The 21,162-nt window shown below is 45.6% G+C and carries 23 protein-coding genes; 14 read left to right on the top strand and 9 right to left on the bottom strand.

Features of this window, described 5'->3' with window-relative positions:
* Window positions 1–42: 42 nt before the first annotated feature.
* The 3 genes from H6F77_RS21185 to H6F77_RS21175 form a co-directional block, all read right to left on the bottom strand.
* Window positions 43–864 carry an SDR family oxidoreductase gene (locus H6F77_RS21185; protein WP_190490882.1) on the bottom strand — a complete coding sequence of 274 codons (822 nt, stop codon included), beginning with the start codon at window positions 862–864 and terminating at the stop codon, window positions 43–45.
* A 2-nt stretch (window positions 865–866) separates the two neighbouring features.
* Window positions 867–1,283 (bottom strand): DUF1824 family protein, encoded by a 417-nt coding sequence (locus H6F77_RS21180; RefSeq protein WP_190490881.1) that lies wholly within the window; start codon window positions 1,281–1,283, stop codon window positions 867–869.
* A 130-nt stretch (window positions 1,284–1,413) separates the two neighbouring features.
* Window positions 1,414–1,899, bottom strand: coding sequence for a glutathione peroxidase (locus H6F77_RS21175; protein ID WP_190490880.1), 486 nt, complete (start codon window positions 1,897–1,899; stop codon window positions 1,414–1,416).
* A 148-nt stretch (window positions 1,900–2,047) separates the two neighbouring features.
* Here H6F77_RS21175 and H6F77_RS21170 point away from each other — a divergent pair, with 148 nt between their 5' ends.
* From H6F77_RS21170 to H6F77_RS21155, 4 genes are all read left to right on the top strand, one after another.
* Window positions 2,048–3,748: a Ycf46 family AAA ATPase gene (locus H6F77_RS21170; protein WP_375335958.1), complete on the top strand. Its 1,701-nt coding sequence runs from the start codon at window positions 2,048–2,050 to the stop codon at window positions 3,746–3,748.
* 117 nt (window positions 3,749–3,865) lie between these two features.
* Complete coding sequence (locus tag H6F77_RS21165; protein ID WP_190490878.1) at window positions 3,866–4,276, top strand: DUF1257 domain-containing protein; 411 nt, start codon at window positions 3,866–3,868, stop codon at window positions 4,274–4,276.
* A 107-nt stretch (window positions 4,277–4,383) separates the two neighbouring features.
* On the top strand, window positions 4,384–4,752 hold the full coding sequence (locus H6F77_RS21160; RefSeq protein ID WP_190490876.1) for a DUF1257 domain-containing protein: 369 nt from the start codon (window positions 4,384–4,386) through the stop codon (window positions 4,750–4,752).
* Window positions 4,753–4,877: 125 nt separating this feature from the next.
* Window positions 4,878–5,252, top strand: coding sequence for a DUF1257 domain-containing protein (locus tag H6F77_RS21155; protein ID WP_190490874.1), 375 nt, complete (start codon window positions 4,878–4,880; stop codon window positions 5,250–5,252).
* Window positions 5,253–5,568: 316 nt separating this feature from the next.
* Here H6F77_RS21155 and H6F77_RS21150 read toward each other — a convergent pair whose 3' ends face one another.
* Both H6F77_RS21150 and H6F77_RS21145 read right to left on the bottom strand, forming a co-directional pair.
* Window positions 5,569–6,474: a DUF2382 domain-containing protein gene (locus H6F77_RS21150; protein ID WP_190490872.1), complete on the bottom strand. Its 906-nt coding sequence runs from the start codon at window positions 6,472–6,474 to the stop codon at window positions 5,569–5,571.
* 498 nt (window positions 6,475–6,972) lie between these two features.
* A complete protein-coding gene (locus H6F77_RS21145; protein ID WP_190490870.1) occupies window positions 6,973–7,572 on the bottom strand; it encodes a hypothetical protein in 600 nt (199 codons plus the stop codon).
* A gap of 22 nt (window positions 7,573–7,594) precedes the next feature.
* Here H6F77_RS21145 and H6F77_RS21140 point away from each other — a divergent pair, with 22 nt between their 5' ends.
* From H6F77_RS21140 to H6F77_RS21115, 6 genes are all read left to right on the top strand, one after another.
* Window positions 7,595–7,876, top strand: a complete 282-nt coding sequence (locus H6F77_RS21140) for a hypothetical protein (RefSeq protein ID WP_190490868.1) — start codon at window positions 7,595–7,597, stop codon at window positions 7,874–7,876.
* A 392-nt stretch (window positions 7,877–8,268) separates the two neighbouring features.
* Complete coding sequence (locus tag H6F77_RS21135; protein ID WP_375335957.1) at window positions 8,269–9,153, top strand: mechanosensitive ion channel family protein; 885 nt, start codon at window positions 8,269–8,271, stop codon at window positions 9,151–9,153.
* Window positions 9,154–9,300: 147 nt separating this feature from the next.
* On the top strand, window positions 9,301–10,632 hold the full coding sequence (locus H6F77_RS21130; protein WP_190490865.1) for a DUF2254 domain-containing protein: 1,332 nt from the start codon (window positions 9,301–9,303) through the stop codon (window positions 10,630–10,632).
* 5 nt (window positions 10,633–10,637) lie between these two features.
* Complete coding sequence (locus H6F77_RS21125; protein WP_190490863.1) at window positions 10,638–11,435, top strand: ion transporter; 798 nt, start codon at window positions 10,638–10,640, stop codon at window positions 11,433–11,435.
* Window positions 11,436–11,642: 207 nt separating this feature from the next.
* Window positions 11,643–12,233: a DUF2238 domain-containing protein gene (locus H6F77_RS21120; RefSeq protein ID WP_190490861.1), complete on the top strand. Its 591-nt coding sequence runs from the start codon at window positions 11,643–11,645 to the stop codon at window positions 12,231–12,233.
* A gap of 217 nt (window positions 12,234–12,450) precedes the next feature.
* Window positions 12,451–13,224, top strand: coding sequence for a hypothetical protein (locus H6F77_RS21115; RefSeq protein ID WP_190491045.1), 774 nt, complete (start codon window positions 12,451–12,453; stop codon window positions 13,222–13,224).
* Between the two features lie 231 nt (window positions 13,225–13,455).
* Here H6F77_RS21115 and H6F77_RS21110 read toward each other — a convergent pair whose 3' ends face one another.
* A complete protein-coding gene (locus tag H6F77_RS21110) occupies window positions 13,456–14,508 on the bottom strand; it encodes a glycoside hydrolase family 10-like protein (protein ID WP_190490859.1) in 1,053 nt (350 codons plus the stop codon).
* 98 nt (window positions 14,509–14,606) lie between these two features.
* Here H6F77_RS21110 and H6F77_RS21105 point away from each other — a divergent pair, with 98 nt between their 5' ends.
* The 3 genes from H6F77_RS21105 (at window position 14,607) to petJ (ending at window position 15,913) form a co-directional block, all read left to right on the top strand.
* On the top strand, window positions 14,607–15,155 hold the full coding sequence (locus H6F77_RS21105; protein ID WP_190490857.1) for a sll1618 family protein: 549 nt from the start codon (window positions 14,607–14,609) through the stop codon (window positions 15,153–15,155).
* Window positions 15,156–15,293: 138 nt separating this feature from the next.
* On the top strand, window positions 15,294–15,560 hold the full coding sequence (locus tag H6F77_RS21100) for a hypothetical protein (protein ID WP_190490855.1): 267 nt from the start codon (window positions 15,294–15,296) through the stop codon (window positions 15,558–15,560).
* Window positions 15,557–15,913 carry a cytochrome c6 PetJ gene (gene petJ, locus H6F77_RS21095; protein WP_190490853.1) on the top strand — a complete coding sequence of 119 codons (357 nt, stop codon included), beginning with the start codon at window positions 15,557–15,559 and terminating at the stop codon, window positions 15,911–15,913. Before H6F77_RS21100 ends, petJ begins: the two co-directional genes overlap by 4 nt.
* A gap of 84 nt (window positions 15,914–15,997) precedes the next feature.
* Here the strand turns inward: petJ and H6F77_RS21090 are convergent, their stop codons facing one another.
* The 3 genes from H6F77_RS21090 to H6F77_RS21080 all read right to left on the bottom strand — a co-directional run bounded on the left by H6F77_RS21090 (window position 15,998) and on the right by H6F77_RS21080 (window position 20,085).
* Complete coding sequence (locus tag H6F77_RS21090) at window positions 15,998–16,465, bottom strand: VOC family protein (RefSeq protein ID WP_190490850.1); 468 nt, start codon at window positions 16,463–16,465, stop codon at window positions 15,998–16,000.
* An 82-nt stretch (window positions 16,466–16,547) separates the two neighbouring features.
* Window positions 16,548–18,332 (bottom strand): ABC transporter ATP-binding protein, encoded by a 1,785-nt coding sequence (locus H6F77_RS21085; protein WP_190490849.1) that lies wholly within the window; start codon window positions 18,330–18,332, stop codon window positions 16,548–16,550.
* 10 nt (window positions 18,333–18,342) lie between these two features.
* Window positions 18,343–20,085 carry an ABC transporter ATP-binding protein gene (locus tag H6F77_RS21080; protein WP_190490847.1) on the bottom strand — a complete coding sequence of 581 codons (1,743 nt, stop codon included), beginning with the start codon at window positions 20,083–20,085 and terminating at the stop codon, window positions 18,343–18,345.
* 83 nt (window positions 20,086–20,168) lie between these two features.
* Here H6F77_RS21080 and H6F77_RS21075 point away from each other — a divergent pair, with 83 nt between their 5' ends.
* Window positions 20,169–20,993 (top strand): ADP-ribosylglycohydrolase family protein, encoded by an 825-nt coding sequence (locus H6F77_RS21075; protein WP_242022377.1) that lies wholly within the window; start codon window positions 20,169–20,171, stop codon window positions 20,991–20,993.
* Window positions 20,994–21,162: the final 169 nt, after the last annotated feature.

The raw sequence follows: 21,162 nt of genomic DNA, 5'->3' as shown, positions 1-21,162 counted from the left end.
TTTATGGTTCATCGTTCATAGTTCAATTCCCCATTCCCCAACTTATATCGTTTCCGGGTGAATTAATTGGAAACCTGCTGCTTTCAACTTTTGATTGGAAACCAGCGCATTGTAAGGTCTTACTTTAGGTAGCGATGCATCCCATGAAACTTTAGGTAAATTATGCTGTTCGCACACGCGATCGAGCAATTCTCGGCTTGTCAAATGGGCATCATCCACAAGATTATAAATGCCTTGCAATCGGTGCAAACGGGCAAACTCGACAGCAGCAACAATATCATCGAGGTGAATCCAATTTGTTGGCTCGTCCCCATTACCAGGACGAGTTGTGCCAGCAACTCTACCAAATATTTTAACCAGTTCTCTACCAGGGCCGTGAATTCCGCCCAAGCGTAAGATACAAACGCGGAGGTTTTCCCCCGATGCTGATAGCAACACTTGCTCTGTATCGCAGAGAATTTGGCCATTTGCATTAGCAGGTGCAACTGGCGTATCTTCATCCACCCACGCGCCATCTCTGTCGCCGTAGACAGCATAACTACCTGTGTAGATTACCTGTCGCACAGAGGGAGTTTGCTTTAAAACTTCGACTAGGGTTTTAGCAGTTTGCAGGTAAGTTTCTTCGTAGACATTGGCATTAGCAGCGCCAACACTTAAAACGACAGTATCCTGATTTTTTATAACAGATTCTAAACCTGTTGTGTCATTGCCTTTAACTACAACTACTCGTTGCGCGATCGCTTCCATTTCTGCAACACGCGCCGGAGTAGTTGTAGTTACAGTAACGACTAAACCTAACTCTTCACGCCAATAGCGGGCAACTGTTTTACCCACATAACCACAACCAACAATTGCAACGTTCATGCTTAAGCTTCAGCCAAAAATAAATCTAGTGGTAAATGACCGTACATTTCGTTGATTCCCCCATCATAGGCAGATTGGCAGGATACAAGCACGCCGCGATGATTTCCTTGATAGGAATCGATATAACACAAGTTGGTTTTGGGGTTGAATTTGATATAAACTGGCCCTGCGATCGCTCCTATATTCAAATTTGGTTCATAGCCCAAAGCATCTGCATAACTTTTTAGGGCCAAGATACCCTGCTCTGCTGTATCAGCGCAAATTCCTAATATTTCGTAATCGGAAAAATCGGTTGTAAGAAGTAGAGCTTCGCGAATTAAGGCTTTATTTGGTGTTGATGCAGTATTGTTGTTTATGCAGTCGAAAGCCTTAAGAATCTTGTGTGCCTCTTGAACTGTGAGATTAGTTTTGTTTTGCATAAATATTGGGGATATTCTCGTTACCAGGCTCCAGCCTAATAACGAACATCGAGAGGGCTGCTGCCTCTGCAATACTGGAGGCTGGAGCCTGCCGAAATCATTCCCTAGCATAGCTAGGGAACTAGAAGTATTATTTAGCTAATTCCTTCTCAATTGCTGCAATCAATTCTGGTGAATCTGGCTTGACGCCGCTCTTGAATCGCGCTACAACTTCGCCTTGTTTGTTGACTAAGAATTTTTCAAAGTTCCAGCCTACATCGCCTTTTGGATCGACTGCATTGGTGAGGCGATTATAAAGCGGGTGCTGTCCCGAACCTTTGGCCTTAACTTTGTCGAACATATCGAATTTAACGCCAAAATTGGTAGTGCAGAAATTCATAATTTCTTCAGGGCTACCTGGTTCCTGCGCGCCGAAATCGTTGCAGGGGAAACCGAGGACGCGCAATCCTTGGCTACCGTACTTCTCGTTTAATTTTTCCAGCCCCGTGTATTGAGGCGTATAGCCGCACTGCGACGCGACGTTGACAATCAGCAAAACATTCCCGGCGTACTCCCCAAGCTGCTTTTCTTCACCGTTGATGGTTTTTACTGCGATGTCTGCGACTGTGGTACTCATTTGAAAATTTATTCCTCTTTAAGTAATCGGGCGGCGTTCTGTAGCTGGACAGTCCGCGATCGCTCATTGTCTCACAGCTAGCCGCTTCACTCCGCGATCGCTTCTGGTCGGCTTGCTGGTGACACCCCTGTTCTACTTGCTAAATTAGATGGATATCAATGCAACAGCCCCCGGCGTCCTCGCCAAAATTCGGGATAGAATTCCAATGAGCAATACTCCAAAGCAGCCCGGAACCTCTGATGCCATCCTGGGCGGTAACACCAGCCCCCATGCCGCGCTGGTGAATAAGCTGGATTTAATGATCCGCGCCCATTACCCCCTGCTTTACATCGTTAGCGTAGAAGAAGAACCCGTAGAGGACGTTTTGCTCGATGTGGCTGGACGGATCGGCGCAGAGCGCAAAATATTAATGTGGGATATCGTGCGCGGCTGGGATGACAACGGTGCCGATAAAGGCTCGATCATGGGCGCATTGTTGCGGATTCGCAGCGATACCAAAGACCCCACTATCTTTGTGCTGCGCGATTTGCACCCTATTTTAAAAATGCACTATCCCTACAGCGATAAGCATTCCCCAGTGGTGCGAGAGTTGAGAACTCTAGCGCGAGAACTGAAACGCAGTCGCAAAACGTTAATAATCCTCAGTCACGCCCTAGAACTGCCAGCAGATTTGATGGAAGAAGTGACCGTAGTTGATTTCCCCTTGCCCAACGTGGAAGAAATTAATTACCTAATTTCCCAACTGGTAGTCCCTGAAAAATTAAAGATAACTGGATTAGCACGGGAACAGCTAATAAAAGCTTGCCAAGGATTAAGTCGAGCCAGAATTCAGCGCGTCTTAGCGAAGGCTTTGGCAGCTAAACAACATATCAATGAAACGGATATTGACGGAGTGTTGGAGGAGAAAAAGCAAACAATTCGCCAGACAGGGATTTTAGAGTTTTACACTTCCAAAGAATCCCTGAAAAATGTGGGTGGATTGGAGAATTTGAAACAGTGGGTGCGGATGCGCCAAGATGCATTTAGTGAAGAAGCTAGACGCTATGGAATTCCTAACCCCAAAGGTGTATTGCTGGTGGGAATTCAAGGTACTGGTAAATCGCTTTCAGCTAAGACTATCGCTCATGAATGGCGATTGCCTTTATTGCGCTTAGATTCGGGACGCTTGTTTGCTGGAATTGTCGGCGAAAGCGAAAACCAAGTGCGGAAGATGATTCAGGTAGCTGAAGCAATGGCTCCCTGCGTGCTGTGGATTGATGAAATTGATAAGGCGTTTGGCAGCCTGACAATGGGCGCCGATGGAGATTCTGGAACTTCGCGGCGTGTATTTGGCAGTTTGATTACCTGGATGCAGGAGAAAACTAGCCCGGTGTTTATTGTGGCGACTGCGAATAACGTGCGAATTTTGCCTGCGGAGTTGTTGAGAAAGGGGCGATTTGATGAGATTTTCTTTTTGAATTTGCCGACAGAAACAGAACGTAAGGAAATTTTCAAAGTGCATTTGCAGCGCTTGCGTCCTAGTCGCTTGCGCGAGTTTGATTTAGGGTTGTTGTCTCGTCAAGCGAAAAATTTCAGCGGTGCTGAGATTGAGCAGGTGATTATTGATGCGATGCACAGGGCGTTTGGACGAGGAACCAATGGCCAAAGGCAGGATTTTACAACAGAGGATATACTGCGTTCAACAGAAGAGACGGTACCCTTAGCTGCGATCGCTCGCGCCCAAATCTTAGACTTGAAACAATGGGCGGCTGAAGCTGGTGCTAGAACTGCTTCTAATGATAGCCACCTGGTTGAGGAATTGAAAAAATATACAATCCAGCGCGGAATTGACCCCCTAGAAGTTGATTAATTATTTTGTCCAGCTTTCATGGCTAGTGGTAATCGGGTATTGCGAATAGAACATAAATAATGTTTATTCTTCTGCATTACCCATTACCCATTTTTCATTACTCATTAACCATTACTTATGTCACACTTTACTTCCATCAAGACGCAAATTAAAAATCAAGAGGCCCTCGTGAAAGCACTGGAAGATGTGGGCTTCAAGAATGTTGAAGTTCATAATGACGCTCAACACCTTTATGGCTTTGTAGGGGATGTACGGGAGCAGACAGCAGAGGTAATTATCCGTCGTCAACATCTAGGTTCAGCAAGCAACGATATTGGTTTCAAGCGACAAGAAGATGGGCAGTTTGAAGCCATTATTTCTGAGTACGACCGCGCCTACCAGTATTCGCAGCAATGGCTAAACCAACTCACTCAACGCTATGGCTATCACACCTTAATGGAGACAGCACCAGCGCAAGGATTTACAGTTGAGGAGGAAGAAGTTTTAGCCGATGGAACTATTCGGGTAGTAGTAGGACGCTGGGCTTAAAAAGTAAAAAGGCAAAACAAACAGTATGGAATTTGCCTTTTTGCTTTTGAATTTTAATTTTGACTTGTGACTGCGATCGCCCACTCATTAACGAGGTTAAAATTATTATGTCCCATTTAACCAAGATTAAAGTCCAAATCAAAAACGGCGAGATTCTGCATCAGGCGTTGCAGGAGCTAGGGTATAAAATTGAGTACAATGCCCTGGTTGCAGATCCATTCGGCAATACCAAAGAAGCTGAGTATGTAATCCGGCGTCCGCACGGGTATGACTGGGGCTTTCGCCGCGACGGGGAAACCTATGAGATTTTGATGCGCGGTGGTGGGTTGATGCCACAGAATGTTATGAATGAGATTAACCACAAGTATGCTCACAAAACTCTGATGGCGACAGCAAAAGAGCAGGGCTTCACGGTTGAGGAGGAAGAAATAATGGTAGATGGAACCCTGCGAGTGGTAGTGGGACGGTGGGTATAATCAACAAAGAAGGCAAAAAGCTGTGATGCAAAAGAAAGAAAAAATATTTACTTTTGCCTTTTGACTTTTACTTCTAAGCCCGCGCGATCGCTCTTGATAAAATATATAACTGAGGTTAAATTTCCATGTCTCATTTCACAACAATTAAAGTCCAAATCAAAAATGGTGAAGTCTTGCATGAGGTATTGCAGGAACTAGGCTATCAGGTGAAGTGCAACACAGCCGTCAGGGGATATCAAGGCGATACCACCCAGGCTGATTATGTAATTCGCCAAGACAATGGCTATGACTTGGGCTTTCGCCGCAGTGGGGAAAACTATGAGTTAGTTGCAGATTTTTGGGGCGCGAGAATTAACCAACAACAGTTTGTTAATTCAATCACCCAAAAATATGCCCACAAAACCCTGATGGCGACGGTACAAAACCAAGGTTTTAATGTTGAAGAAGAAGAAACTTTGGTAGATGGAACCGTCCGCTTAGTAGTCGGGCGTTGGGTGTAGTTATTCACCTCTCCAGTGGGAGAGGCTCAATCTCGCCACCCACATTTAACTGGAAAGATTGGGATTTGGGGGTTTCCCCAAATCCCCCCATTGGGGTAGGGCGAATTCATCGTAGTAAAAAGATGAAAATTTGGTGTCAGTCATGGGCGACTATTGGCAGGGTTTTGACAATAGAGGAAAAACCATGACGACGAAACACATTAATGATTTTCCGATGATATTTGCCTTAAAAATAAATCCCCACTGGTGACAGTGGGGATTTATTTTTAACTCACTCAAGAGTATATCGAAGCGCTAAATCGTACTCTTGGAAAACCTATACATTGGGTGTGTTAATACCAGGGCGATCGCCTGCATTAGTATTCACATCTAACTCTTCCCGACGAAGCTGTTCTTCGGCGTTAACAGTGTCGCGATCTACTACTTTCTTGACTCTGACTTCCTCACGCACAAAAGCTTCCTTATGGATGTCAGGTGTTTCTTCGTAGATTTCTACGTGTGCGACTTCCCCTTGGTTAAACACATTTGCGCCAGGAGAAACTGCTGTTCCTGCATCAGTTGGAGTAACACGTTCGATCACAACTCGCTCTCTTTCAACTGGTACTGAAACCCGTGTAGTTTCGGTTTCAATATGCTTTCCAACCGATACTTCTCCTGTCTTAACGCGCTGTTTATTTGCAACCAGACGTTCTTGGTACAGTTTGAGAGTTTGATGATCGTTATCGTTCATAGCGTACAAAGACGGCTCTCGGTCGTAATCGTAGCTATCCGTCCGATCGGCGACAGTACCTGTCAGAGGATTTACAGAGGGTGTAGATGCTGTAGATGCTAAAGTTGGCGATACGTCCGCAGATGGCTCTACTGTTGAGTTGCGGTAAACTCCCCTCACCTGCTCTTCATGATCGTCATCAATCTTCAGGTCGTCGTTGAGTTCGGGTAACTGTTCCGCTTGCTCTTTGGTAAATCCTACAGCGTAAACGCGGCGGTTGCTAGCATCGATGCGAGAACGGCCAATTGGTAGTAATACTTGCTTTCCAAAAACCCAGAATCCTGTATCAACTACTAAATAACGAAAATTGCCTGCGTCATCAACCATGATATCTTTGACGGTGCCAATTTTCTCATCATTTATGCTTGCGTAGACATCATATCCCTTGATGTCATCACCGCCAAAACTGTCTTGGTAATCTGCATCAAAATCTGCCAGTTTGTAAAGAGCCATGTTATTTCCCTCCATTTTTTATATCGCTCATTAACTAGCCTAAAAATTTCTCAGATTACTCCATCTTGCTAGGGTATGAGTTAAAATGATTTTATATTTGATACCTAAGACAGTGGCAGTATAGCGAATTATTTGCATAGTTAAATAATAGGCTGATGATATAGAGTGGTATTTAGTAATTATCTGCACGGGAAATTACATTAAACCACTGGCGATCGCGCTTTACTATTAAATATTTTGCCTAATTCCAAATAACCCTCTTACCTTCCCTCGGTTGATGGGGGAAGTAATAATCATTATTCTCCCTCCCCCTTAACAAAGAGGGCTGGGCGCGGATTTTGGCAATAAATCTGTTGCGGCGATCGCCCCTTTTTATCGCCCGCGCAATTCAACCACAATTACTACAGCAAATATTTATTCCACGCCGTTGAGTTGGTCAGCGTGTTCGGCGAGCCGCAATTAGCAGCAAATAAGCTTTAATATAAGCTTAAAACTCCATTATAGCGCGTTTTCGTACATTACCACATCGACACTGTTCGGTATTCCATTAGAGGGAAGCGCGATCGCTCTAAAACTCTCTAAGGTAAGCCTATCAAGGTCTATCCAAAATATCAAAAAATGTCCCTGCGGCTCTAGTAAAACAAGAAAGGCATGGTGACAAAGAGGGTTAAAAACAATGAAAAAGAATAATAATTTTGTTACTGTACGGGCATGGATTAGCAGGGTAACAATGCTGGCACTTGTAGCAGGTGCGATCGCCGCTTGTGGCGACCAATCATCAAACAATCCTGATGTTGTCGTCGTCAGTCCCAGCCCATCACCAGTTGCCGTCAGTCCCAGCCCATCACCAGTTGCCGTCAGTCCCAGCCCGTCACCATCGCCTGCTTCAACTACGGTAGTCGTCGTCCCTACAACATCACCATCGCCCGCTTCAACTACGGTAGTCGTCGTCCCTACAACGTCACCATCGCCCGCTTCAACTACTGGTGCTACGGCTAGCCCGTCCCCGTCGCCTGCTGCCACTACTGTCGTTATTACTGAACCAATCACCGATGTAGTAGTTATTACCACCGCACCAGATCCCCAGTCTCTTGCCAACAGGCGGGTGCAATTTACAGAGGTGAAAGTTCAAAGTGTAATTGGCGATCGCCCCTTCTGGGTTGGCCGAAGCAATAACGAACAACTGGCAGTTGTTCTCGACCCGGCATTGGACAAAGGCAGCGCTGAAAATAAAGTTGTTGTCAAGTCAGGACAGACGCTCAATTTAACGGGTGTGCTAAAGCCGATGCCCCCCGCCGATCTAGCCCAGAAACAATGGGGTTTGAGCGCCACAGAAGCCCAACAGCTACAGAGCCAAGCGGTCTACCTGCAAGCAGACAAAATCACGTTTAAGAAGTCATAAACAAGTAACAAGGCAAAAGAAATAAGTTTCTTCTCTTTTGCCTTTTGCTTTTTATTTCTAACTTACTCTCCCCCCATCACTTCAAGCCTTCTTTCGCAAGTCAGGCGTTAGGGGAATAAACTACAACGCGACGCATGAAAATTTCCTAGCGCGTGACTTTGCACGCTCCAAAGATAAGTATTTTAAAGCAATAAAATACGCTACATATTTTTTCCGCTCTAGAGGATAGCAAGGGTTCTGAATTGCGCTAACAGGGATAAGTTTGACATGACTTACTAATAGCGTGGCTCGACAATAAACTTTCAATATAGAAACTTTACGCCCTTCTTGCTGCAACCATTACAAAAAATTCGCATTTAATTAGAATTGACATTGTTTAGCACGGAGGTGTTATGAATCCCCAAGCATCTGTATCAATAGCATGGGATAAGATTCAGGGAATGATCGACAGCCTGATTATCCTGCTGCCAAATATGGTGTTGGCATTAATCGTATTTGCGGTATTTTTTTACGCCGCGAGAACGCTAAAATCCCTCGTCAAAAAGGTTACTCGACATTATCGCCATGCTCGGAATCTAGGGATGGTACTCGGACGCTTGGCGCAAGGAATTACAATTTTAGTCGGTCTATTTGTCGCGTTATCTATTCTCATCCCGTCATTCAAGGCAGGCGATTTGGTTCAATTGCTGGGGATTAGCGGTGTTGCGATTGGTTTTGCGTTTCGAGATATTCTCCAAAACTTCCTAGCTGGTATTCTGATTCTGTTGACCGAACCGTTTCGGATTAATGACCAGATTGTTTTCAAAGATTTCGAGGGAACGGTCGAAAGCATCGAAACGCGAGCCACGACCATCAAAACTTATGATGGTCGTCGCATCGTGATTCCGAATTCTGAACTTTTTACTAATTCGGTGACAGTTAATACTGCCTTCGATAATCGGAGGCTGGAGTATGACATTGGCATCGGCTACGGCGACGACATCGACATTGCAAAGGAGTTGATTTTAGAAGCGATCGCCAGCGTGGATGGCGTGTTAAAAGATCCTCACCCAGATGCGCTTGTAGTAGATTTAGCTGAGAGTACCGTCAATATCCGCGCTAGATGGTGGGTTCACCCCCCGCGACGCGCAGATGTTCTTTATTCACAGGATAAGGTTCTGACTGCAATCAAGAAGAAACTAACTGCAAACGGCATCGATATGCCATACCCAACGCAGCAGATCCTATTCCACGACCAAACCGAAGAGACAGACGGCGTTAGCGAAGCGTGCGCGTAAGCGCATTCGCTCTCGTCAGCGCGAAGGATGGCCTGCTGGTAATAAAGAAGTACCAAAACCGCGCAGCATCGGCGGTTCGCTGAGAAAATTGGCGGAAATGCGTGCCCAAAGAGATGGTAACGGCGCTCAAACTGCTAACAATGGCAGATGAACAAAATTAAGTTGAGCAAACTTTGGGACTCGCTGCACTCCAGCTATTGGTTTGTGCCGACACTGATGGCAACTATAGCGATCGCCCTAGCATTTGCAATGCTGAACCTCGATCGGGCAGGCACGTCGGGGTCGAGGGAGAATTTGGGCTGGATCTACACTGGCGGCGCAGACGGGGCACGCACGCTGCTTTCCACCGTCGCTGGTTCCATGATTACCGTAGCTGGTACCGCCTTCTCGATCGTGCTGGTTGCCCTCAGTTTAGCTTCCTCGCAGTTCGGCCCCAGACTGCTGCGTAACTTTATGCAAGATACGGGGAATCAAGTAGTGCTGGGCACATTCATCGCCACTTTTATCTACTGCTTGCTGATACTGCGAACCATCCGGGGAGAGGAGTACAACGCATTTGTGCCGCAAATTTCGGTGACAGTGGGCGTTGTGCTGGCGATCGCCAGTATTGGCGTGTTGATTTACTTTATTCATCACGCCTCCATTTCAATTCAGTTGTGGCACGTCATCGGGGAAGTTGGCAGCGATTTGGATCGGACGATCGATCACCTATTCCCAGAGAAAATCGGGCATGGTATGCGGGGTCACAAGCAACGGTGGGTGGAAGAAATTCCCACAAATTTCGACCAAGAAGCCTCGCCTATCCTGGCAACTAGCAGCGGTTATATCCAGGCAATTGATGACGAGCGGTTGATGAAAATCGCCAAGTCGCATGACCTGTTGTTGCGTGTCAAAAATCGCCCCGGCAAGTTTGTCGTCGAAGGATGCGAACTGGTAATGGTTTGGCCTGGGGAACGAGTGAATCGGAAGCTCACCAAGCAGATCGACGATGCGTTCATTCTAGGCAAGCAACGCACCGAGCAGCAAGATGTAGAGTTTTGTGTCAACCAGCTAGTTGAAGTCGCCCTTCGAGCCATCTCCCCTGGAATCAACGATCCGTTCACCGCGATTCGCTGTATTGACCAACTGAGTGCCGCACTCTGCCGCTTAGCCGAAAAAGATTTTCCCTCCCCCTACCGCTACGACGAAGACAACAACCTGCGGGTAATTGCCTCTACGGTGACATTTGCTGAGTTAACCGACGATGCTTTTAACCAGATTCGCCACTACGGAAGCTCAGACGCAGCGGTAACGATGCGGTTGCTAGAAGCGATCGCGCTAATTGCAACGCGCACCAGCAACAAGAAAGACCGCGCCGCACTTTTGCGTCATGCTCAAAAAATCGAGCGCGGTAGCCGCGAGGGAATAACCGAGGAGTGCGATCGCCAGGATGTTGAGGAGCGATATTTGGAGGCAATTAAGGCACTAGACCAGCGATAAAGAATATGAGTACATCTGAAAAAAGGCAGCTAAACAAAGAACGCAACGAGGTTCTAGAACAGTTAGAAGATTTACTGGAAACACCCATGCTGTTGCTTGGCTTTGGGTGGTTGGCGTTGTTGATCGTGGAACTAATTTGGGGATTAAATCCCCTGCTTGAAGTTATCAGCAACGCGATCTGGATCGCCTTTGTGCTTGACTTTGCGCTGCGATTCTTTCTGGCTCCTCACAAAATCGCCTATTTGAAGCAAAACTGGCTAGCAGCTCTGTCCCTGCTATTGCCAGCATTGCGCGTCTTCCGAATTTCGCGAGTTCTCCGCGTACTCAGAGCCACGCGGGGACTGCGGCTGGTGCGTGTCATCAGTTCTTTGAATCGCGGCATGAGTGCGCTCAGAGCTAGCATGAATCGTCGCGGCTTCGGCTACGTTGTCGCGCTAACGCTAGTGGTGACGCTGGTTGGAGCCGCAGGGATGTATGCATTTGAAAGCAACACCCCCGAAGGAGGCGGACTGAATAACTACGGTGCTGCACTGTGGTGGACGGCGATGCTGATGACAACGATGGGATCTGAATACTGGCCGCAAACTCCAGAGGGTCGGGTACTTTGCTTAATCCTATCGCTGTATGCGTTTGCCGTATTTGGCTACGTGACGGCTACGCTTGCCACATTCTTTGTAGGTCGCGATGCAGAGAATGAAGAGGCAGAGGTAGCAGGTGCGAAGTCTATTGCAGCACTGCACGAAGAGATCGCCGCATTGCGGGCTGATATTCAGGCGCTTAACCGTCAAAATCCAGAAGCTTAATAGTTATGAATTTTGAGTTATGAGCGGAGCAAAAGAAGCTCCGCCTCTTGTTTTGAGTTAAACTCCCTAAACTTAAAAACACGCGATATAAGTGAAGTTTTTCCTTCTTTCCACTTTTAAAACTTAACACTCAAAAATATTCGCTGAAGGCTTATTTATGCAAGGCTAAGAATATTATTGCCATTAAATATTTAAAAGGAAAAAGCAATGCCGAGTACCAATTGGCGGGGTTATCGAATAGCAGCTTGGGTAGGACAATTTTTGCTTGGCCTAGCCGTCATATTTGCCATATATCAGGGCAAAGTGCTAGGTGTGGTTACGCTAGTCGGCTTTTTGGCTGCTTCGTTGGCTTTCGTTATTATGGACGATCGCCTGCCAACTCTGTTCGATTTCCTGTTTGTAATAGCAGCGTTGGTGAATGCGGCTGGCTGGGTTTGGGGTTTATTTTACCAACCTGGGCCATACGACGAAATTACCCACGCATTTACAACTTTTTCCATCACGCTGGCGTTGAGTTTTCTGGTCTATAGCCCGATGCTGAGTATTTTCCGCAGCCACCCCATACTCTATCTTTTGACTATTGCCAGCTTTGGAATTGCTATCGGTGCCATTTGGGAGATATTTGAGTGGGCGATCGCAGTTATTAATGATATTGATGACACGATTGTTGACTTAATTATGGATAGCATCGGGGCTGCACTAGCCGCACTGGTCAGCCTGTGGGGATTGCAAGATCGAATTCGCCCCGAATCTGGCGATCGCGCTGACGAGGAGACTAAGCGATCGCGCCATACCTGAAACGAGCGAAATTGTAAGAGAAAAATCGGCTAATAGGAGGACACGCTTGTGTCCAAACCCTATCATGCTGAAGATAGAAGCTAATTATTTTCATTAATATATCAGTCGTTGAAATAGTGTTAGAGCGGGTTTCATTCGGGTCTAACAAACATAACGAGCTGAAGGTCGTATTGTCTCTATGGTGGCTTGGATCGGGCGGTCTGAATCCTTATCAGCAATGGAAATAGCAGTTGCAGAAACGTCATTATCTAGCCCTGAGTTACTGATACTTTCTGGACTCCTTGCAGTCGGTTTGGCTCTGGTGCATCTCTTCTCCGGCAAACTGCGCTTTCTCGACGCTACTCCTCGCAGCTTGTGGCTTTCTATAAGCAGTGGCGTATCGGTTGCCTATGTTTTTGTCCATATCCTCCCCGAACTGAGTGCGGCGCAGGCGACAATTAAGCAGGCGGTAGGCGAGGGCCTTTCCTTTCTGGAACACCACGTTTATTTAGTGACACTTTTTGGCGTAGCTGTGTTTTACGGACTGGAACGAACTGCTAAGGTATCGCGCCAACGCAACCAAGAAGCGGGAAACGGAGATGTGACAGAGGCGGGAATTTTCTGGCTGCACATTGCCTCATTTGCTGTTTACAACGCCCTCATTGGCTACCTGCTGCTGCACCGGGAGGAACCGGGGGTGCAAAGTCTGTTTCTATTTTTCTTTGCAATGGCTTTGCATTTTATAGTCAACGACAAGGGGCTGCGCGACAATCATAAAAGTTACTACGATCGCGTGGGTCGGTGGATATTAGCCGCAGCTATTATCGTGGGATGGGCGATCGGGCGGGGGAGCGAAATTCACGAAGCGGCGATCGCTGTCCTCTTCGCTTTCTTAGCAGGAGGTATCGTCCTTAACGTCCTTAAAGAAGAACTCCCTGAAGACCGCGAAAGCCGCTTTTGGGGTTTTGCCCTTGGTGCAGCCATTTATGCATCGCTGCTGGTAGCGGTGTAATAACATTTTGAATTCAAACGCTTTACCAGCAGGAAATTAAAATGTAGCCAGATTAAGCCCTAATGATATAAAGTGTTAATTTTTTAATGCATCTTGGGTGAATTTTGCACGCGACTTCGTTGTTTACCTAAGATTTACTCAATCTAAAATCTAAAATCCAAAATTTTAAGATGTTCCACATTTAATTTGCCTATATTCACTCGCCAAAACTTTGGGTAGCTTTTCACTTGGTTATGAAGCGGGCTTGGCATAAGGGCCATATCGCAGCACCTTTGCTAAGGCGTCATTGTCATCTCGCAAACCTTCATAAAAGAAGAAAACTTCCCCTTGGATACCGCAAGAACGGTTATACTCAATAACCTGTAAAAGATGTTCCGGCGTGATGCGATAAGACGAGCCTAGTTTTATCAGAATACCTGGTGCTAACTGGGGCAACTGTTGGGCGGTAAATTGTTGAGTAATTAGCCTATCTACCAGGATTCTATAGCTGCGGAAGTCGCGACGATATAGCTGCGGATGGATCATATCAGCTAGACCTCTGTCTATCCAACATTTAGCATCTTGGAGATATTCCCTAAGTCCCCAATCGTAAACACTGGGAGCCAATGATACCAATATATCTGGATTGATAGCTTTGACTTCTTGATAGAGGCGAACCAAAAAGTCGGTGAGAATATCAGCACGCCACTGTAGCCATTGTTGCTCTTTTGGGTTAGATGGGGGGTTTTGATTAAATTGCTGTTTATAACGTTGGACGGTTTTGGTGTCGTAGCCACCTTCGCTAGGGAGCGCGGGCATTCGGTCATCCCCTTGGATGCCGTCAATATCGTAGTTTCTAGCAACTTCTAGAACTAAGCTCAACAGGAAATCTTGCACTTCAGGATCGAGGGCATTCAGCCACTCGAAGTTATTCTTTTTTAACAGGTTTCCCCCACTATCACGAGCCGCCCATTCTGGTTTTTTAGCTAACAAATGTCCGCCATTTTGGTTGTAAGAACTGGCGAAGCCATATTCAAACCAAGGAATGACTGCAAGGCCAACTCGTTTTGCCTCTACAACGAGTTCGGCTAAGGGGTCGCGACCTTTGTAAAGAGGGTCAATTTCTACGCCGAAGCGATCGCGCATGACTTGACTGGGATAGAGTGTAAATGCCTTATTCCAGACGACGGGAAAGACGACATTAAATCCCGTTTGGGCTAGGAATTCCATCGCTTCAGTAATGCTTTGTTTTGAACGAAGCACTCTGCTATCTGTGTTTGTAAGCCAAACGCCGCGTATTTCCATAAATTTATAACGTTAAGTATTTCATAGTATTTTCTTGCGATTGTTATCCTGCGCTAGAAAAGATATATCATCACATACAGAGATGGTCGTCCACGATTATGGTTCAGACTAATTTTACAGTTCCAGAGAAAGTAACGTTTGAACAAGCGATCGCCCTTAGTCAGTCTTTGCTTGACAAGATGCAAGCGGGTATTCTATCACCAGTGGAACTAGAAGGAGCGATCGCCGCTTTAGTTCAAACTGTAAACGGTGCTAGAGGGTTTTTTGTCACTTATCTCACATCTGACAAAACTTTAGCAGACAATCCATCTGTAGAAGTCGTGGAGGCATTGCGCCAGTATCCCGACACTGTTGCAGAACTTTTGGTGAAAAACCTGGCAATGTCATCAGCACAAGCAGTTTTCCACCGTCGCAATGATAACGAAGAAATGGCGCAGGGTTCAGACCAAGTGCGATCGCGTACAGCAAATCTGATCGAACTACTCGATATGCCCGCCGTGCGCGAAATATCTCAACTGTTAATAGAAAGTGCCACGACAGGCGAAGGCAGTTATAAAACTTTTTTAGACCGTTGGGGCTATGATGTTGAGCAACGGCAAGTAATTTGCGAGGCATTGAAAAGCGCGATCGCCGATAAACCTGAATAAATTTATCTGGTTTTTAGCAAAGCCAACTCACTGGTAAACGTAGAGGATTGGAGTTTTAATGCTGGGCGATCGCAACATAGCGTTAGGGTCAATTATGTGGGTGGTAACTATCATCCGTGCGGGCGAAGATAGATAACTATGTTTAAAGTAATAACGCGGGGATTTTCTCAAGAGTTTGAAAGATGGACGGACGCTTTGAATGCGGCTAAGTCTCTGCAACCTAAATGTAAAAGTTTGTTTGAAGATATCCGCATCTTTGACGGTGAAGACCTTGTATGGGTGTACAGCAGATCGCATACCTACCCGCAATACATTGGCCCCGGCACTTATAACAGATTAGCAATTCTATTTCTTCAGGAAGCTATAGATAACGGCGAAGAATGGGCTGTTGGTGAAGAAAAATGAGAAGGAAGAGTATTATTTTGAAGAAGTTACTAACAATAGTGCTGCTAACTCTGGCAACGCTGAATATTGCCTTCAGCAATCCAGTTTTAGCGGCAGATATCGCCAACGGTGCAAAAGTTTTTAGCGTCCAATGTGCTGGCTGTCATATCAACGGCGGCAATATTATCAGGCGAGGAAAGACACTAAAACAAAAAGCCTTAAAAAAATATGGCATGGATTCGATAGAAGCAGTAACGTCTATCGTCACAAACGGAAAAAATAATATGTCAGCCTACAAAGATCGCTTAACTACACAAGAGATAGAAGATGTATCTGCTTACGTGCTAGAGCAAGCTGAAAAAGACTGGCGCTAACCTTATATAGTAATTGAACGTAGCAATGCCCACTAAAATTTATGTTAGCTATACTACTCGCCAAGGGTGGGCTTTGCTTTCATCTTAATCAGCCGTCGGATCGCAGCGAATTTCTATAAGGAAACCATCAGGATCGTAGAAGTAAACTCCTCGCCCTGTAGGGCGGCTGACTGGGCCATGAGCGATTTGTAATTGATGCGATCGCACTACTTCTACGGCTTGGTCAAACAACTGCGGATCGATATCAAAAGCTAAGTGATTCGCCCTCGTAAAAGCCCGTTTGGGATCTGGATCTGGTGGTGCGAGATCCGGTTCCCAAAATAAATCGACAACTGTACCATCTGGGGTAACGAAGTTAGCAACTTTTCCCGCTGCTACCAACTCGATCAGCGTTTCAGGAACCTCGTCGCCAGTAAGTTCGTGTAAACCCAATATTTCTCCATAAAAGTGGCGGGAAGCGTTCATGTCGCGCACGTTTAAAGCAATGTGGTGAACTCTACGCAGGCTTCCGGTTGCAAGCGCAGTGCGAGTCGTGGAAGGGCTAGATACCATATATCAATTTTGGATTTTGGATTTTAGATTGTAGGTAAAACGCAGCAATCAAACTGATTTGCATAACTGGTTTTAGTTTAACTTATACTGTTGCGGCAGCGCCTAATTGCAGCGCATAAAGTTTGGCATAAATCTCTTGTTTTTCGATTAACTCGTTGTGCGTACCTTGTTCTACAATTTGGCCTTGCTGAATCACTAACACTTGATCTGCTTGAGTAACAGTGCTGAGGCGGTGAGCAATTACAAAGCTAGTGCGATTTTCTAGCAATCGAGCGATCGCAGCTTGTACTAACGCCTCAGTGCGCGTATCAATACTGCTAGTCGCTTCATCCAAAATCAAAATCCTTGGATTAACTAAAACCGCCCTAGCAATACTAATTAACTGTCGCTGTCCCTGGCTGAGATTAGCGCCCCGTTCGCCGACAAGAGTGGAATAACCTTGAGGTAAAGTTGTGATAAATTCATGGACGTTAGCAACTTGGGCTGCGGCTTCAATATCGACTTGCGTAGCGTGCGGGCGACCAAAAGCAATATTTTCAGCAACGGTACCGCTAAACAAAATATTGTCTTGCAACACAATACCAATTTGACGCCGCAGACTCGCCTGAGTCACGCTGCGAACATCAATTCCATCTACCTTAACCGCGCCGCCAGTTACATCATAAAAGCGCAAAATTAAGTTAATAATTGTGCTTTTGCCAGCCCCAGTTTGCCCCACTAAAGCAATCATTTGCCCTGGTTTAGCGTGAAGATTTACGCCTTTTAGAACCAGTTGATCCGGGTTATAGCCAAAAGTGACATTTTCAAAACTAACTTCGCCTTGAATAGGAGGCATTTCAACAGCATCAGGAGCATCATTGAGTTGCGATCGCTCATCTAATAACAAAAATATCCGCTCTACTCCAGCCAAAGCTGACTGTGCTTGAGTGTAAAATTGACTGAGGATTTGAATCGGTCGAAAAAACTGCTGCACGTAAAGCAAAAATGCCGTCACAGTTCCCACCGTAGCTTGACCAGTAACAGCTAAATAACCCCCATAAGCCAACACTCCCGCTGTGGCGAGGGTATTCAGAAAATCAATTGAAGGTAAAAATGCCGAAGTAATTGCAACAGCCTGTACGTTAGCATCGCGGTTCGCAGCATTCAAAGTATCGAACTCTTCAATATTCAGTTGAACTCTATTAAACGCTTGCGCTTCTCTAACGCTGCCAATATCTTCTTCTAACTTAGTAGAAAGATCGCCAATTGTTTGACGGGTGACGCGAAATTTGGTCCGCGCCCAACGCGCAAATAAACCAGTAGTAAAAATCATCAACGGCACGACTAGGTTACTCAATAAACCCAGACGCGGGTTAATCAATACCATCGCCACAACGATTCCAAACAAACTGAACAAGTTGCCCAACATTTGAGCAATTGTCTGACCAAAAGCCTGATTTACTGTACTTACATCATTAAGCAAGCGGCTCATCAAATCGCCAGCTTCGCTGCGGTCAAAAAAGCTAATCGGGAGGCTTTGAATTTTGATGAAAATATCTTGTCTCAGTTGGGCGAGTACTCGCTGCACGATCCAGCCTACACGGTGAATTTGACCGCGAATCGCTTGGACTCCTGCTAAGTAAATAGCTGCCAGAAAACCCAACATCAGCAGCAACCCTTGCAAATCGTCTTGGCCGATAAGATTGTCAACCGACCAGCCAATCAAAAAAGGGCCAATTGCCTGAGTAGCTGCACCGATTGCAACTAATCCCAACGCAATTGGAACTTCTTGGCGATAAGGTTTTAGGTATCCCAAAAAGCGTCGCAGCGTCGGGAGTTGCTTGCTAGCTTTTTGCTCTGGTGCAACAATAGGGCCAGGACCTCTCATGTAATGCTCCTCAAACAGTTGTAGGTTTCTTAACTTGCGACTCTAGTATCGCGCCGTAAAGTGGGCTATTTTGCATCAGTTCATCGTGAGTTCCTTGTGCTACTAAATGCCCTTTATCCATTAGCAAAATTCTGTCAGCATTGCGGACTGTACTAATGCGTTGGGCAATTACAAAAGCAGTACAAGTTTTATTACGCATTAAGTCATCTAGTGCATCTTGAATCTGTGCAGCGGTTTTAGCATCGACGGCACTGGTGCTGTCATCTAAGATTAAAATGCGGTAATCGGTGAGTAGAGTTCGCGCGATCGCTATCCTCTGTTTTTGCCCTCCCGACAATCCAACTCCCCGTTCCCCCACTATGGTGTTATAGCCTTCTGGCAAGCTGCTAATAAAGTCGTGCATTTGAGCAGTTTTCGCAACTTCCATCACTTCTTCTATAGGTGCATTTGGTGCAGCATAGGCAATGTTGTCGCGAATTGTGCCAGAAAAAAGCGTTGTTTCTTGGAATACAATACCGATGTGCGATCGCAAACTTTCTAATGTCAAATCTCGCACATCTCGCCCATCAATCCGAATCGATCCCTCGGTAACATCATAGAAGCGCGGGATGAGGTTCATAATTGTGCTTTTCCCCGATCCAGTCATCCCCAAAATGGCGATTAATTCTTTTGGTTTTGTTTCAAAGGAAATCCCTTTTAAAGCCTCTGTAGAAGCTCCTGGATAGCGAAAATGGACGTTTTCAAAAGTTATACGACCCCCGCATTTTTCAAAAGGTACGGCATTGGGGCGATCGCGTATTTCAATTTCTGCATCAACTACTTCATAAACTCTTTCAGCCGAAGCCGCCGCCTGCGCGATCGCTGGAGCCGCAAACCCTATCAGCAAAATCGGCTGGAGAATAAATAGCAAATACGAGTTAAATGCCACCAACTCCCCAATCGTAAACTTATCCTCGATTACCTCTGCACCACCATAACCCACTACTGCCAAGGTAATTAAATTACTTAGCAAAAATATCAGCGGAAACGTGTTGCGAATCGCTAATATTGTCTTCATATTCGCCGCCACCAATTCATTATTTAGACTGGTGTAGCGAGACATTTCTGCCTCTTGACGGGCAAACGCTTTTACAACACGAACGCCAAACAAATTCTCTTGCAAAACGGCATTAAGATTACCAAGTTGCTCTTGAACCTGACCGAACACTGTCATATTTTTGGTAAAAAATTGAAATAGCAAAAATGCCGCTATAGGAACAACTGTCAGGGTAATCAGCGCCAGTTGCCAATTCATCAGTAGCAGAATTGTAGAGATAGTCACCAATGTCACTACTGACCCGACAACTTGAATTAAGTTAGTGCCGATAAAGGTACGAATTTGTTCTACATCGCTGGTGATGCGAGTTAGTAGCTGTGAAGTTTGGGATTTATCGTGATAGCTGAAACTGAGATTTTGGATTTTTGTGAATATTTTGTTACGCAGATCGTAAGCTACGCCTTGAGAGGCTTGTTCTGCCCAAAAACTCTGACCAAAATTGAATAACCCGCGCCCGACAGCGAGTAAAACCATCAATCCAGCGCTTTGGAGAACAACTTGTAAATCTTTTTGGGCGATGCCTCGATCGATACCCCAGCGAAACAGTTGCGGGGTAATGGCATTGGCAGCCGTCAGCAGCAGTAAGCTAATAAAAGCAGCGATCGCGATTAAGCGGTAAGAGTTCAGGGCTTTGAAAACGCGCTGGAGAGATTGCATAAGCGGCTGCCTGCTGGATATCTTAAGCTATTGTGCATTAATAAAGGCAATTTTAACCATAGTAAAATAAGTAACTAACAAATTTGCCGCAAGTAATTTATAAGTACTCAGCCACAACTGCAAAGGAGACTATTATGCTGGGAGCGATCGCGGGTGACATCATTGGATCAATTTACGAGGCAAATAACATCAAAACTAAGGAATTTCCACTTTTTAGCCCTAAATGCCGCTTTACTGATGACACGGTACTCACAGTTGCAGTTGCGGATGTCGTGCTTAATGGTGGCGACTATGCCGATGTAATTAAAGCTTATTACCGTCGCTATCCCTATAAAGGTTATGGGGGTAACTTTATGGAATGGGGGAACTCTGACACCAGGGAACCCTACAACAGTTGGGGCAATGGTTCAGCAATGCGAGTCAGTTCTATAGGATTTGCTTTCAATGACATAAATTCTGTGTTAGAGGAAGCGAAACGCAGCGCAGAAGTTACTCACAATCATCCTGAAGGTATTAAAGGCGCTGGGGCTACTGCTACTGCTATTTTTCTGGCTCGTACTGGCGAAACTAAGAGTTCTATAAAGGATTTCATTGAAAGAGATTTTGGCTATAATTTGAATCAAACGTTGGAAGAAATTAGACCGAAATATCGCTTCGATGTGTCCTGCCAGGGTTCGGTACCCCAGGCTATAATTGCTTTTTTGAAATCTACAGATTTCGAGGATGCTATCCGTAATGCTATATCAATTGGCGGTGATAGCGACACTATCGCTTGCATTACTGGAGGTATTGCCCAGGCGTTTTATGGTGGCGTGCCAGAACAAATTGCCTCAAGTGCCTTAGCTTGTCTTGATGAAGATCTACGCAAGGTTACGTCTCAATTCATGTCTGAATACAAGTTATTGTAAATTCTTGAGCTAAGACAGAGATATAACAATTTTATGCAGGATTGTGAGATATCAGATGTGCAGATACCCGATTTTTATAAGAAGTAGGGTATCTCGCCTTCACCAATTATTTAGGACGGCTATATAAGTACGCTTTTTACAGCACAGTTGAATAATGTAGGTTAGAAAA

The organism is Microcoleus sp. FACHB-831 (assembly GCF_014695585.1).
GTDB lineage: Bacteria > Cyanobacteriota > Cyanobacteriia > Cyanobacteriales > FACHB-T130 > FACHB-831.
Note: the sequence above shows the minus strand (reverse complement) of the source record. Positions and strands in the feature narration are given on the sequence as shown.

Coding starts and splice junctions, on each gene's coding strand:
- H6F77_RS21180 (WP_190490881.1), bottom strand. CDS start 1,283: ATGCAAAACAAAACTAATCTCACAGTTCAAGAGGCACACAAGATTCTT.
- H6F77_RS21125 (WP_190490863.1), top strand. CDS start 10,638: ATGAGTACATCTGAAAAAAGGCAGCTAAACAAAGAACGCAACGAGGTT.
- H6F77_RS21175 (WP_190490880.1), bottom strand. CDS start 1,899: ATGAGTACCACAGTCGCAGACATCGCAGTAAAAACCATCAACGGTGAA.
- H6F77_RS21080 (WP_190490847.1), bottom strand. CDS start 20,085: ATGCAATCTCTCCAGCGCGTTTTCAAAGCCCTGAACTCTTACCGCTTA.
- H6F77_RS21115 (WP_190491045.1), top strand. CDS start 12,451: ATGGAAATAGCAGTTGCAGAAACGTCATTATCTAGCCCTGAGTTACTG.
- H6F77_RS21090 (WP_190490850.1), bottom strand. CDS start 16,465: ATGGTATCTAGCCCTTCCACGACTCGCACTGCGCTTGCAACCGGAAGC.
- H6F77_RS21120 (WP_190490861.1), top strand. CDS start 11,643: ATGCCGAGTACCAATTGGCGGGGTTATCGAATAGCAGCTTGGGTAGGA.
- H6F77_RS21160 (WP_190490876.1), top strand. CDS start 4,384: ATGTCCCATTTAACCAAGATTAAAGTCCAAATCAAAAACGGCGAGATT.
- H6F77_RS21170 (WP_375335958.1), top strand. CDS start 2,048: ATGGATATCAATGCAACAGCCCCCGGCGTCCTCGCCAAAATTCGGGAT.
- H6F77_RS21185 (WP_190490882.1), bottom strand. CDS start 864: ATGAACGTTGCAATTGTTGGTTGTGGTTATGTGGGTAAAACAGTTGCC.
- H6F77_RS21135 (WP_375335957.1), top strand. CDS start 8,269: ATGAATCCCCAAGCATCTGTATCAATAGCATGGGATAAGATTCAGGGA.
- H6F77_RS21085 (WP_190490849.1), bottom strand. CDS start 18,332: ATGAGAGGTCCTGGCCCTATTGTTGCACCAGAGCAAAAAGCTAGCAAG.
- H6F77_RS21130 (WP_190490865.1), top strand. CDS start 9,301: ATGAACAAAATTAAGTTGAGCAAACTTTGGGACTCGCTGCACTCCAGC.
- H6F77_RS21100 (WP_190490855.1), top strand. CDS start 15,294: ATGTTTAAAGTAATAACGCGGGGATTTTCTCAAGAGTTTGAAAGATGG.
- H6F77_RS21105 (WP_190490857.1), top strand. CDS start 14,607: ATGGTTCAGACTAATTTTACAGTTCCAGAGAAAGTAACGTTTGAACAA.
- H6F77_RS21110 (WP_190490859.1), bottom strand. CDS start 14,508: ATGGAAATACGCGGCGTTTGGCTTACAAACACAGATAGCAGAGTGCTT.
- H6F77_RS21150 (WP_190490872.1), bottom strand. CDS start 6,474: ATGGCTCTTTACAAACTGGCAGATTTTGATGCAGATTACCAAGACAGT.
- petJ (WP_190490853.1), top strand. CDS start 15,557: ATGAGAAGGAAGAGTATTATTTTGAAGAAGTTACTAACAATAGTGCTG.
- H6F77_RS21165 (WP_190490878.1), top strand. CDS start 3,866: ATGTCACACTTTACTTCCATCAAGACGCAAATTAAAAATCAAGAGGCC.
- H6F77_RS21155 (WP_190490874.1), top strand. CDS start 4,878: ATGTCTCATTTCACAACAATTAAAGTCCAAATCAAAAATGGTGAAGTC.